This window comes from Micromonospora sp. NPDC049374 (assembly GCF_040677165.1).
Taxonomy (GTDB): Bacteria; Actinomycetota; Actinomycetes; order Mycobacteriales; family Micromonosporaceae; genus Micromonospora.
Map to the genome: position 1 here is coordinate 1 of NZ_JBFAQH010000031.1, position 11,842 is coordinate 11,842.

13 protein-coding genes are annotated in these 11,842 nt (G+C 69.5%); 7 read left to right on the plus strand and 6 right to left on the minus strand.

What is annotated here, in order from left to right:
- From AB0J93_RS29500 to AB0J93_RS29525, 6 genes are all read right to left on the minus strand, one after another.
- Window positions 1–629 (minus strand): endo-1,4-beta-xylanase (locus AB0J93_RS29500; RefSeq protein ID WP_363925618.1); only part of this gene is annotated, 629 nt, incomplete at its 3' end.
- A gap of 676 nt (window positions 630–1,305) precedes the next feature.
- Window positions 1,306–1,836, minus strand: a complete 531-nt coding sequence (locus AB0J93_RS29505) for a peroxiredoxin-like family protein (protein WP_363925619.1) — start codon at window positions 1,834–1,836, stop codon at window positions 1,306–1,308.
- Window positions 1,837–1,860: 24 nt separating this feature from the next.
- Window positions 1,861–2,895, minus strand: coding sequence for an NAD(P)-dependent oxidoreductase (locus AB0J93_RS29510; RefSeq protein WP_363925620.1), 1,035 nt, complete (start codon window positions 2,893–2,895; stop codon window positions 1,861–1,863).
- A gap of 104 nt (window positions 2,896–2,999) precedes the next feature.
- Window positions 3,000–3,560 (minus strand): TetR/AcrR family transcriptional regulator, encoded by a 561-nt coding sequence (locus AB0J93_RS29515; protein ID WP_363925621.1) that lies wholly within the window; start codon window positions 3,558–3,560, stop codon window positions 3,000–3,002.
- A gap of 71 nt (window positions 3,561–3,631) precedes the next feature.
- Entirely contained in the window at window positions 3,632–3,853 is a 222-nt protein-coding gene (locus AB0J93_RS29520; protein WP_363925622.1) for a ferredoxin, read from the minus strand.
- Window positions 3,850–5,055 (minus strand): cytochrome P450, encoded by a 1,206-nt coding sequence (locus AB0J93_RS29525; protein WP_363925623.1) that lies wholly within the window; start codon window positions 5,053–5,055, stop codon window positions 3,850–3,852. The genes AB0J93_RS29520 and AB0J93_RS29525 overlap by 4 nt, the downstream gene beginning before the upstream one ends.
- Window positions 5,056–5,242: 187 nt before the next feature.
- Between AB0J93_RS29525 and AB0J93_RS29530 the strand changes: the two genes are divergently transcribed.
- The 7 genes from AB0J93_RS29530 (at window position 5,243) to AB0J93_RS29560 (ending at window position 11,804) form a co-directional block, all read left to right on the plus strand.
- Window positions 5,243–6,028, plus strand: coding sequence for a fused MFS/spermidine synthase (locus AB0J93_RS29530; protein WP_363925624.1), 786 nt, complete (start codon window positions 5,243–5,245; stop codon window positions 6,026–6,028).
- A 114-nt stretch (window positions 6,029–6,142) separates the two neighbouring features.
- Window positions 6,143–6,853: an alpha/beta hydrolase gene (locus tag AB0J93_RS29535; RefSeq protein ID WP_363925625.1), complete on the plus strand. Its 711-nt coding sequence runs from the start codon at window positions 6,143–6,145 to the stop codon at window positions 6,851–6,853.
- A gap of 90 nt (window positions 6,854–6,943) precedes the next feature.
- The gene (locus tag AB0J93_RS29540) at window positions 6,944–7,495 is read left to right on the plus strand and encodes a hypothetical protein (RefSeq protein WP_363925626.1); all 552 of its coding nucleotides are present in this window, start codon (window positions 6,944–6,946) and stop codon (window positions 7,493–7,495) included.
- Window positions 7,496–7,696: 201 nt separating this feature from the next.
- Window positions 7,697–7,882 carry a hypothetical protein gene (locus tag AB0J93_RS29545; RefSeq protein ID WP_363925627.1) on the plus strand — a complete coding sequence of 62 codons (186 nt, stop codon included), beginning with the start codon at window positions 7,697–7,699 and terminating at the stop codon, window positions 7,880–7,882.
- Between the two features lie 129 nt (window positions 7,883–8,011).
- Entirely contained in the window at window positions 8,012–9,799 is a 1,788-nt protein-coding gene (locus tag AB0J93_RS29550) for a glycoside hydrolase family 15 protein (protein ID WP_363925628.1), read from the plus strand.
- Window positions 9,800–9,934: 135 nt separating this feature from the next.
- Window positions 9,935–10,714: an SDR family oxidoreductase gene (locus tag AB0J93_RS29555; RefSeq protein ID WP_363925630.1), complete on the plus strand. Its 780-nt coding sequence runs from the start codon at window positions 9,935–9,937 to the stop codon at window positions 10,712–10,714.
- Window positions 10,715–10,796: 82 nt separating this feature from the next.
- Window positions 10,797–11,804, plus strand: a complete 1,008-nt coding sequence (locus AB0J93_RS29560) for a PaaX family transcriptional regulator C-terminal domain-containing protein (protein WP_363925631.1) — start codon at window positions 10,797–10,799, stop codon at window positions 11,802–11,804.
- The last annotated feature ends 38 nt before the right edge of the window (window positions 11,805–11,842 follow it).

The window sequence follows — 11,842 nt, forward strand, 5'->3', positions numbered from 1 at the left end:
TAGTCGTTGTAGCAGAGCTTGGCACCCGGGTCGGCCGCCCGGGCGGCCCGGAACGCGGCCTCGATCCAGTCGTTGCCGGTGCGCTGCAGGTTCGAGTCCCGCCGCGCGCCGCTGTTGCCGTCCTCGAACGCCTCGTTCACCACGTCCCACGAGTCGATCTTGCCGCGGTAGTACGACGCGACCCGGGTGACGTGGTTGAGCATCGCGTTACGCAACGCGGTGCCCGACATGTTCCGCATCCACTCGGGCTGCTGCGAGTGCCAGGCCAGGGTGTGACCCCGCACCTTCCAACCCCGGGAGAGAGCGTGGTTGACGATCCGGTCCGCGTTGCCGAACGTGAAGTTGTTCTGCTGCGGCTCGGTCGCGTCGATCTTCATTTCGTTCTCGGCGGTGACGCTGTTGAACTCGCGGTTCAGGATCGTCGTGTACGCGCCGTCGTTGAGCTTGTTCGCCGCTACCGCGGCACCGAAGTACCGGCCAGACTGGGCCGCAGCCGCACCGAGGGTGGTCTCGGCGGCATGGGCGAGACTGGGCAGCAACGACACGACGAGGGCCGCAACTATCGCCGCAGTTCCGGAGACGGAGAGCGTTCGAAGTCGACGCCCGGAGGGACGGATCCGGGAGATCATGTTGATCCTCCAGTGATGGGATAGGAAAACTTGGTCGCTGTTCGGGGGAGGCTCCGCTCGGACGGCGGGCAACCACGATGCTGAGGCCGCCGGCCGGGCCGGGACTCACATCCGACATCCGCCCGGAGGCGAGTCGGCTCTGGCCACCTGGCCAGCAGGTGGAGGGTTGCGATGAGTGGGCCAGGTCGGCCGCCGGGCGGTGGTGGCGGGCGTTGAGCTTCAGGTGGTGGACGTGGTGACCTGGCAGGTGGGCCTGGTGTTCGAGTGCGGCACCTCCAGGGCTGGGCGGTCATGTTAGCGATCACATCGATCGATGGCTCTCAGGCTGGCAGATATATCCACGGTTTTCAACCGGTAGTTTCGGCCATCGACCGGTAGTTTTTCGGCCGGTGTTCGGCCTCTGGGGAGGCGGCGCGGTTGGCGGTGTGGCATCCAGGTCCCGGGCTCGGCCCAGTTCATCGCCACGACGGACGAACAGGTCGGCGGGTGGCAACGGATCGGAAGTCCCGTGGCTAGGGGCCCCTACGGTGCGCGCCCAAGCAGTAGATATAGCCGATCAGCTATATGTATTGCGCTATCTGGGGCGCACGCCGGCCACGACGGCGACCCGTGTTCGCAGGAAATCAGGCCGATTCGGGCATCGAGGCAGGTACCTCGGCGAGCGAATGGAACGCATTCAAGGGCGGTGGGCGAGCTGGAGAAGGTCGTCGACGCTCCATTGATCATCGGCGTGGTGGCCGTACTTGTGGGCGAGGACCCGGCCATCGGTGCCGATGAGGAAGTCGGCGGGCAGGCCGAGGGCGGTCTCTCCGCGCCCGGGGGGTGCGGCATCGCCGCCGGCCACGCCGCGCAGGGCCGCGATCCAGGTGCGTGGGTGCAGCACGGCCCACGGTGAGGCTTCGACGCCGAAGCGGGCGTAAAGGCGGCGACCTGGATCGGCGACGGCGGCGAAGGGTAGGGCGCCCTGGTACGGACGCATGGCGGCGGCGGTGGAGTGGAAGACGGCGACCTCGCGGACGCCAGCGGCGACTATTTCATCATGTCGGCGGGCGATGGAGCGCAGGTGCAGGTTGCAGATGGGGCAGCCGGCGAAGCGACGGAATTGCAGGTGGACGAGGTGGTCCGGATCGGGAATCCGGACCCGTTGCCCGGTTATGGCGGTGAGGTCGAGTAGGCCGACGGACTGTCCGTTGCGGAATCTTGCCATGGCGGGTGTCGTGTCCTTCGTCGCTTACGCGGGTTGGGCGAGGCGGGGCCAGGGGTAGCCGGCGGCCTCGGCTTCGGCGAGGGATTCGCGCACGGCGTTCCGCCAGCCCTCGCGCGGGGTGTAGCCGAGTTTGCGGGCGGCGTGGTCCGAGGGGCAGTCCCAGTCTTCGGAGACGTGCACCAGGGAGCGGGTCAGGAAGGGTTCGGAGCCGGGCAGGACGGGGTGTAGCTTCTCCATCAGCCAGGCGAAGGCGTAGCCGGCGGGGTACGGGACGCTGAACCAGGGGCGCGGAGAGCCGGTCGCGTCGGCGATGAACTCGATGACTTCGCGGGCGGTGGGCGAGGTCGGGCCGCAGATGTTGAACGACTCGTAGTCGTCGAGCCCGTCGGCGGTCGCGGCCAGCGCGAACGCCTCGCCCAGATCACTGCCGCCGACGAGTGCGAGGCGGGCACGACCGCCGGCGAGCCACGGTACGAGACGGGTGCGTAGCCGGGGCACGAGCGCCGGCACCATGCCGAGGGCGTTGCCGGCACCGACGAAATGCCCGAGGCGCATGGTGACCATCTGGGTGCGGCCGTCGCTGCGGCGGCGCATGTGGTCGTCGAGGTCGATGAGCCGATCCAGGTGGGGCCAGAAGCCGGTGCGGCGGGTCGGGGCGAAGTCGTCGATCGGGCCGCCGTCGGCGGGGCGCCCGGCGATCGCGATCGTGCTGGTCTGGATGAAGCGGTGAACGCCCCGGTCGATCGCCTGATCGATGAGGTCCCGATTGGGCTCGAAGAACTGGCGGCGCTCCAGATCGGCGTGGCCCCAAAAGGCACCCCAGGTGCCGGCGTGGCAGACGACGTCGACGGCGTCGACGACTGCCTTGCGATATTCGGGGTCGCGCAGGTCGCCGACCCGGGTTTCGCCGGTGAAGGCCGCGGGGAGCCGGTCGGGCGTGCGGCAGGCGGCGATGAGGGTGACGTTGGGGCGGGTGGCCAACGCGGCGAGGATGTTGCGGCCGAGGAATCCGGTGGCACCGGTGACCAGAATTCGTGTTTCGCGCGGTTGAGGGATCATGCCCTCGCCCTCGGATCGATGTCCATCCGGGCCAGTGTCAGGGTGCCGGTCGGGCCGGGCAGGAGGACGGTCACGGTTACTCCTTGCTGTCGCGGAGCGGCGGGTTACAGGGTTTGGAGCCAGCCGGTGAGCCTGGCGGTCTCGCGGTCGACGTGCTCGGGGTCGCCGAGGCTGTGGGCGATCAGCGACACGCCCTGGAGTGCGGACAGCAGATGCAGGGCCAGGTCGGCGGCGTCGGCGTCGCGACCGAGTGCGCGGAACTGCTCCTCCAGCCAGCCAAGCAACTCGGTGAAGATGGCGCCGGTCTGCTCGGCCAGCGGACCGCCGGTTTTGTGCAGCTCGGCACAGAGGGTGCCGACCGGGCAGCCGCTGCGGGCCAGCACCGCGCGATTGTCGGCCGTCATCTGCACGAACGCCGCCAGTCGTGACCGTGCGTCACCGCTCTGATTCCACTGTTTACGCAGCGTGGCGTACTGCCCGGCGTGTTGGGCGACGAGGGCTTCGCCGATGGCTTCCTTGGTCTTGAAGTAGTAGTAGACGTTGCCCAGCGGCACCCCGGCCGCACCGGCGATGTCCGCGAGCGTGGTCCGGGCGTAGCCCTGCTCGTGCACGAGCCGGACGGCGGCGTCGATCAGCCGGCGGCGTTTGTCGGGTTGGCGGTTCACTGCGTCTCTCCCTTCCTCAGTCAGTTAGCTAACTTACTGAGGAAGGGAGAAACGGTCAAGCGTCCGTCGCGTCAGGTCGGCGCGAGCACGGTGCCGTCGTCGTCGCGTACGGCGATCGCCTCGACCGGGCATGACTCCGCGGCGTCGATCACCGCCTCGGTCGGCTCGACGGCGGCCGCGACCGGGGTGGCCAGCCCCGATTCCATCCGGAAGTGCGCCGGTGCCATGCCGACGCAGCTACCCGAGCCGATGCAGCGCGCTGCGTCAACCTGGATCCGCCAGGCGGTGCTCACCAGGTCACCGGCATCCGGGCCAGACCTCGGACGATCATTCCGCTCTTCCAGGTCAGCTCCGACTCGGGCACGGCGATCCGCAGCTCGGGCAACCGGGCGACCAGGGTGCCGATCCCGACCTGTAGCTCCATCCGGGCGAGCTGGGCGCCCAGGCAGTGGTGCACACCGTGCCCGAATCCGATGTGTGGATTGGTCTCGCGACCGAGATCGAGCCGATCGGGGTCGGCGAACACCGTCTCGTCGCGGTTCGCCGAGGAGAGAGAGCCGATCACCGGCTCCCCGGCCCGCACCAGCATCCCGCCGACCTCGATGTCCTCGGTGGCGTAACGGGCGAACGCGGAGGCCACCCCGAGCGGGACGTACCGCATCAGCTCCTCGATCGCGGTCGGTAGCCGGGCCGGCTCGGCCCGCAGCCGGGCCAGCTGGTCCGGGTGGGTGAGCAGGACATACGCGAAGTTGGGCAGTTGGGTGACGGTGGTCTCGTGGCCGGCGGCGAGCAGCCCGGCGGCAAGCTGCACGATCTCCTGCTCGGTGAACCGGTCCTGGTGCTCGTCGCGCGCCCGCACCATCGCACAGATCAGGTCGTCGGTGGGCTCCCGACGCCGCTGCTGGACGAGTTCGCCGATGTAGCCGTACAGGTTGTCGAGGTACTGGTGAATCTGTTCGGGCGACAGCGAGGTGGTCGAGACGATCGCCTCCGACCAGACGTGGAACAGGTGCCGGTCGGCGAAGGGCACCCCGAGCAGCTCGCAGATCACCTGGATCGGCAGCGGAGTGGCGAAGTGCTCGACCAGGTCGGCCGGTGGCCCGGCCGTCACCATGGCATCGATCAGTTCGTCGGCGATCTCCCGGGTCCGTGGCCGGAGCTGCTCGACCCGGCGGGCGGTGAACGCCTTGGCGACCAGTCGTCGCAACCGGGTGTGCTCCGGCGGATCCATGGACAGGATGCCGCCCTCGATCTGCCTCGGGGTGAGCCGCGGCTCGTCCCGGCCGACGCTGGCCGCCCGACTGAACCTCGCGTCACCGAGGACCATCCGCACGTCGGCGTACCGGGTGGCGAGCCACGCCTCCTCGCCGAACGGCAGTCGTACCCGGGTGAGCGGCTGGACGCGCCGCAGCTCGGCATAGAGGGGGTCGAGGTTGAGCCGGTCCGGAGGGCTGAACGGGTACGGCCGCGCGGTGACCCTGGTGACGTCTGGCATTGGTCAACCCCCAAAGCAGACCGAATCACCCGCAAACAGCCGGATGATCGACTCATCGTGACGTGTCGATGGCTGATCGTAGTGGAGAATGTGGATCCGTACCAGTGCGTGACGTCGTGAGGTCAGCCGACCCGAGACGTCCACCCAGCCCCGGTGGCCTGCGGGGTGCCCACTAGCCTGGGTGTGCATGGAGGCCGACGAGCGCCTTGAACTTGCCGTCGATCCGGCCCGGCCGACCGGGCGCACGCTGCTCGCCGGCGGTGTCGAGCAGTCGTACGTCGATGTCGCCGATCCCACGTACCTGCACTTCGAGTACGTCCGCCGGATGGCCGCCGTGATCGATCTCGCCGCGCCGGCCGGTGATCCGCTGGAGGCGCTGCATCTCGGCGGCGGTGCGCTGACGCTGCCGCGCTATGTCGCCGCAACTCGGCCCGGCTCGGCGCAACTGGTGGTGGAGCGGGATCCAGCTGTGGTCGAGCTGGTGGCACGCGCCCTTCCGCCGCGCCCGGCCGGTGTCGAGATCCAGGTCGCCGACGCTCAGGAGGCGGTTGCCGCCGCTGCGGCAGCAGCGTACGACCTGGTGCTCGCCGACATCTACCGGGCGGCCCGGATGCCGCCGCACGTGGCCACCGTGGCCTTCGCCGCCCAGGTGGCCCGGGCGCTGCGGCCGGAGGGCATCTACCTGGTCAACGTCACCGACCTGCCGCCGCTGGTCTTCACCCGGGTGCAGGCGGCCACCCTGCGGGCGGTCTTCGCCGACGTCTGCGTGGTCGCCGACCGGCGGATGTTGCGCGGCCGGCGGTACGGCAACGTGGTGCTCGCCGCGGCGGCCCGCCCGCACCGACTGCCCGTTGCGCGCCTGGTCGTACGGGCGCTGCGCGATCCACTACCCGGCGGCGTGCTGCACGGGCCGGCCCTCGACACGTTCGTCGCCGGTGCCCGGCCGTACACCGACACCGAGCGTGGGTCCTGACCGCCCGCTGAGCCACCTCACGGTTTACCGGTTTCACCCTCGCCCGACGGGTATCCAGTGTCCACCGTCGAGGCCGGCGGTGGACAACGTCACGGAGTGAGGGAGCGCAGCGTCATGCCCGATTCTCAGCCCACCATCGTCCTCGTGCACGGCGCGTTCGCCGAGTCGGCGAGTTGGAACGGCGTGATCGAGCGGCTGGGTGCCGCCTACGACGTGGTGGCCGCCGCCAACCCGCTGCGGGGGGTCGCGGGCGACGCGGCGTACGTGCGGGACGTGATACGGGGGATCGGCGGGCCGGTCGTTCTCGTCGGCCACTCGTACGGCGGAATGGTGATCACGCAGGCGGCGGCCGACGAGTCATCGGTGCGAGCCCTCGTGTACGTCAACGCCTTCGCTCCGGAAACCGGTGAGTCGGCGCTGTCGCTGTCCGGGAAGTTCCCCGGCAGCACGCTCGCCGACACGCTGGTGCAGTACCCGCTGTCGAGCGGCGGTAACGAGGTGGCGATCGGCCAGGACGCCTACCACGCGCAGTTCGCCGCCGACGTGTCGTCCGACCTGGCCGCGCTCATGGCCCGGACCCAGCGACCGATCACCGAACAGGCGCTGAGCGACGGGCTCTCCGGCGCCCCCGCCTGGCGATCGCTGCCCAGCTGGTTCGTGTTCGGCGACGCCGACCTGAACATCCCGGTCGCCGCGCACCGGTTCATGGCCGAGCGGGCCGAACCACGGGGCCAGCGGGAGATCGTCGGCGGCTCGCACGCGATGGCGGCGGCCCAGCCGGGTGAGATCGCCGAGACGATAATCGAGGCGGTCCGCGGGTCGTGAGCCGCCGTGGCGGCTGTCGCTCCTGGCTGTCTGGTGCCGACGATCCCGGCACCGGTGAGTACCGGGCGTGGCCGCGGGTACCCAGCGGGCATGGCGCGGTACACGAAGCCCGAGCTGCGGGAACAGATCAAGGAAGAGATCAAGGCGTCCGACCGGGGCGGCCGTCCGGGACAGTGGTCGGCGCGCAAGTCGCAGCTGCTCACCAAGGAGTACCAGAAGCGCGGCGGCGGCTATCAAGGCCAGAAGGACGAGCGGCAGAAGTCCCTGCAGCAATGGGGCGACCAGAAGTGGCGGACCAGACAGGGCGGCACCCGGGCGCGACACGACGGCGAAACCGACCGTTACCTGCCCGACCAGGCATGGAACCAGCTCTCTGCGGAGCAGCGACGCGCGACCGACGCGAAGAAGCGGAACGCGTCGAAGTCCGGCAAGCAGTACGTCGCCAACACCGGCCCAGCCAAGCGCGCCCGCCGGAACGCCGCGTCGTCCGTGTCGCTCACCGACCTACCGGTCGCCGAGGCGACCCGGCACGTCCGCGACCTCGACACCGGTCAGCTCAGGGCGGCGCTTCGCGAAGAACGCGCAGGAAAGGGTCGCAAGACGCTCATCCAACGCTTGGAGTCGGCACTCGACCGCCGCTGACCGGGCCAGCGAGCAGGTGGGGCGGTTCGGATCCGTCCAGAGGTATCGCGGACGCCGCAGGCGGGTACTGTCGGTATCGGCGGACAGTCGTCCGCGACCGGGACGCCGCCGTCAGGCTGGTAACGAACGTCGGACGTCACGACGTCACCCGGCGGTTGATCTCGCGCAGCAGGTGCGCTCCGCTCCTCAAGAAGGATTTGCATGGCATCGAACGGCAAGCCCGGTTCGGCGTTGTTTCTCGCCGCACCCACCCTCGACGAGTCCGACGATTCGGGTACCCGGGTCGACGGCAGTGAAGAAGCGATGCGGCGGCTCCGCCACCCGTTCGCAGTAGGCTCGCCCCCGGCACGAGGGCGCACGGAGACCCCGGGCGAGCAGCGCCGCTGATCGCCTTCGCCGGCGACCACGTGCCGCACCGGCGGCCCTGGCCCGGTTTCGCCGGCTCCTGCTTGTGGGAATGCTTCTGCCGGTCGCGGCGGATGGCGTAGGGGCCATCGCTGCGGGTACGCGCGGGGCGTGGCTGTGATCAGTGACTATGCGCTGCTCGGCGACTGCCAGGGCGCCGCATTGGTTTCCTCGGACGGTTCCGTGGACTGGTGGTGTCCGCCGAGATTCGACGCGCCGAGCGTTTTCGCGCGTCTGCTCGGCGCCACCGGTGGCCACTGGTCGATTCGGCCGCTCGCGCCGTACACGACCGTTCGTCAGTACCTCGACGGGACGATGGTGCTCCGTACGGAGTTCCACACCCGGGACGGCGTGCTGCGCCTGACGGATGCCCTCGGTCTCGGCTTCGGAGAACGCGGTCACGGGATCGGCTTCGCCGCCCCGCACGTCCTGCTGCGGCAGATCGAGACAGTCGCCGGCACGGTGGAGGTGGCGATCGAGGTCGCGGCCCGGCCGGAGTACGGGCTGACGAGTCCTTCGATTGCCGAGACGCCGGCGGGGATCGAGATATCCGGAGGCACCGACCGGCTGGTGCTTACCAGCGACCGTGCAATGGCCATCGACGGTCCAGTGGTGACCGGGCGGTTCACTCTCGCCGAGGGCGACAGCGCGATGCTCGCGCTGCACCACCGCCGCGCCGCCGACCAGCAGATCGTGCCGCTGGACGGGCGCGCGGCACTACGCGACACCATCGCCGCCTGGCAGTCGTGGGATCGCATTCACCAGGGCTATCAGGGGCCCTACCGGGAGCAGGTCCGGCGTAGCGCCCTGGTGTTGCAGGCGTTGACCTACCAGCCGACCGGTGCGGTGATCGCTGCGGCCACCACCTCGCTGCCGGAGAAGGTCGGCGGCGCGGCGAACTGGGATTACCGGTTCGCCTGGTTGCGAGACGGCAGTTTCACCCTCAAGGCGCTGTGGGTCGCCGCCTGTCCGGACGAGGCGCGCAGGTTCTTCGACTGGATGGCTGTGTCGATGGGATCGGTCAGCGGGGCCGACCATGTGCCGATCATGTTCGGCGCTGGCGGCGAGCGTGACCTGACCGAGCACACCCAGGAGCACCTGGAGGGTCACCGCGGCAGCCGGCCGGTGCGGATCGGTAACGACGCCTGGCAGCAGAAGCAGCTCGACGTCCTCGGCGAGGTGCTGGAATGTGCGTGGGTCCTGCGGGACCAGGTGGCGGGTTTCTCGCCCGCTGCCGCAGACCTGCTTCGATCACTGGCTGACCGGGCCGCCGACACGTGGCGGCAGCCGGATGCCGGCATCTGGGAAGGGCGCGAGGGAGAGCGGCACTACCTGACCTCGAAGCTGTCGTGCTGGGTGGCCCTGGACCGGGCCGTCAAGCTGGCCCGGGCCCTCGACGCCGAGGCAGCGGTGCCGCGGTGGTCGAAGGCCAGGGAGGAGGTACGCGCGGCGATCCTCAACGAGGGTTGGCGCCCGTCGAGCGGGGCGTTCACCGGCGCGTTCGGCTCCGATCACCTCGATGCCAGCGTGCTCGGCATGCCGATCCTCGGGTTTCTTCCCGGCGACGACGAGCGGGTCCTCGCCACGGTGCACGCCATCGAACGCGACCTGACCCGGGACGGTCTTGTGCAGCGCTGGACGGGAGCGGGCGACGAGGGTGCCTTCATCACCTGCTCGTACTGGTTGGTCGAGGCGCTGGCTCTGGCCGGGCGGATCGACGAGGCCCGGCGAATCTTCGAAAGCGTGACCGCCCGGGCAAACGATCTCGGCCTGCTGTCGGAGGAGATCGACCGCAGCGACGGCAGCCAGATCGGGAACTTCCCCCAGGCGCTGTCCCACATCGGCCTCATCAACGCCGCCTGGGTCATCGACCAGGTGGAGGCCGGAAGCGGACGGTAAGGCGCACTGCGACCGGACGCGGGCCCGGGTACCCGCCCGCTGGCTTCCGTGCCGCCGCGTCCGGGTCCGATCCCGTTCGGTTAGGACCGGGGCAGGCGGGTAAGCCGCGACCCGGCAGCGATGGAGGGAGCCCTGATGACCGGACGGCTGGCGGGCAGGACCGCTCTGATCACCGGCTCGGACTCGGGAATCGGACAAGCTACCGCGATCGAGTTCGGCCGCGAGGGCGCCGACGTCGTGGTGCACTACCTGCACGATCACGCGGGCGCGAAGCACACGAAGGCCGAGATCGAGAAGGCCGGTCGGCGGGCCGTTGTGGTGCAGGGCGACATCAGCGTCGAGCATCAGGTCGAGGCGATGTTCGACGAGGCCCTTTCGAAGTTCGACCGGCTGGACATCCTGATGAACGACGCGGGCGTGGACGCCTCCGGCATTCCGGTGGCCGACCTGGACACCGAGACCTGGGACCGGGCGATCCGGACCAACCTGTACGGGATGTTCTTCTGCTGTCGGCGGTTCATCCGCCACCGCCGCGACCAGGGCGGACAAGGCAAGATCATCAACATCACCTCGATCCACCAGGAGGTGGCCCGGGCCGGTGGCTCCGACTATGACGCCAGCAAGGGCGGCATGCTCGAGTTGGCCAAGAGCATCGCCCTGGAGGTCGCCCCGATGCACATGAACGTGAACAACATCGGCCCGGGCATGGTGCTCACCCCGTTCAACCAGCAGGCGATCGACGACCCGAAGTTCCTGGAGGAGCAGGTGCAGTCGATCCCGTGGAAGCGGGCCGCGCAGCCGGAGGAGATCGCCAAGCTGGCCGTCTTCCTGGCCAGCGACGACGCCGACTACGTGACGGGGTCGACGTACTTCATGGACGGCGGACTGATGCAGAACCAGGGACAGGGCGCGTAGCCGTCACGGCCGTCGGCACTCGGCACCGTTGACGCCCCGGTGTGCCCCTTCCCCCGGAAGCGTCAGGTGCCAGGCTGATGAGGTGAACGCCCAGGAACCCGCCGACGACGTCCGAATTCCCCGGGCCCAGATCGGTTCCAGTCCGCAACATCTGCTGACGACCCTGCTCGGCGAATATCTCGACTCCTCGGAGGCCGATCTGCCGTCGACGGCGGTCATCGCGATACTGCGCGAGTTCGGGGTGAGCGAGTCCAGCGCCCGTGCGGCGTTGTCCCGGTTGGTCAAGCGTGGTCTCATCGCGACGCGGGGCAACGGAAGGCCGCCGGTCTATCACCTCACCTCGCAGGCGATCGCCAAGCATCGCTCCCGGATGCAGCACTTCCTGAACTTCGGTGCCCATCCGCCGCACTGGACCGGCGAATGGGTGATGGTCTCCTTCTCGATCCCAAGCTCCGGCCAGGCGGCTCGTCATGCGGTGCGCAAGTCGCTGAGTTCACTGCGGTTCGTGGGCCTGTACGACAGCGTGTGGATCCGGCCGGGACGCGAGTCCGCGCCGGTGCGGGATGCGCTGAGTCAACTGCTGCACCCCGTCGAGGGTGCTCGGTGGTCGATCATGCACGTGCGCTTCGACGATGAGGCGGGGCCCCACGGCCCGGCCTCGGCGTACGACCTGACCGCACTCGCCGCTGCCTACACGGCCTTCATCGAGCAGTACGCGGAACTGCGGGTAGCCGCCCGTAACGGTGAGGTGGACGCGGCCAGGGCGCTGGTTGCCCGGACCTCCGCCATGGACTCCTGGCGCAAGTTCCCGGACACCGATCCGGATCTGCCCCACCATCTGCTGCCCAGGCCCTGGCCTCGCCAGCAGGCCAGAGAGACCTTCCTCGACATCCATTCCGCGCTCGGTGCGCTCGCACAGGCGCGTCTGGTCCAGGTGGCGACACCGTACTGGCCGGACGCCGCCTCGTGGATCACACATTTCCGGGCCTCGCACGACCCGGCCCGGCCGGAGCCGACCGGCGGAAGTACGGCGGCTCACTCCCTGCGGGTCGACGGCGGCCCGGGTCCGGCAGGTCGGACATTGCATTGACACTTTTCGTTGCGGGAGTGATAGTAACTGCACACAGC

Coding starts and splice junctions, on each gene's coding strand:
- AB0J93_RS29505 (WP_363925619.1), bottom strand. CDS start 1,836: ATGGCAAGATTCCGCAACGGACAGTCCGTCGGCCTACTCGACCTCACC.
- AB0J93_RS29510 (WP_363925620.1), bottom strand. CDS start 2,895: ATGATCCCTCAACCGCGCGAAACACGAATTCTGGTCACCGGTGCCACC.
- AB0J93_RS29525 (WP_363925623.1), bottom strand. CDS start 5,055: ATGCCAGACGTCACCAGGGTCACCGCGCGGCCGTACCCGTTCAGCCCT.
- AB0J93_RS29530 (WP_363925624.1), top strand. CDS start 5,243: ATGGAGGCCGACGAGCGCCTTGAACTTGCCGTCGATCCGGCCCGGCCG.
- AB0J93_RS29535 (WP_363925625.1), top strand. CDS start 6,143: ATGCCCGATTCTCAGCCCACCATCGTCCTCGTGCACGGCGCGTTCGCC.
- AB0J93_RS29540 (WP_363925626.1), top strand. CDS start 6,944: ATGGCGCGGTACACGAAGCCCGAGCTGCGGGAACAGATCAAGGAAGAG.
- AB0J93_RS29545 (WP_363925627.1), top strand. CDS start 7,697: ATGGCATCGAACGGCAAGCCCGGTTCGGCGTTGTTTCTCGCCGCACCC.
- AB0J93_RS29555 (WP_363925630.1), top strand. CDS start 9,935: ATGACCGGACGGCTGGCGGGCAGGACCGCTCTGATCACCGGCTCGGAC.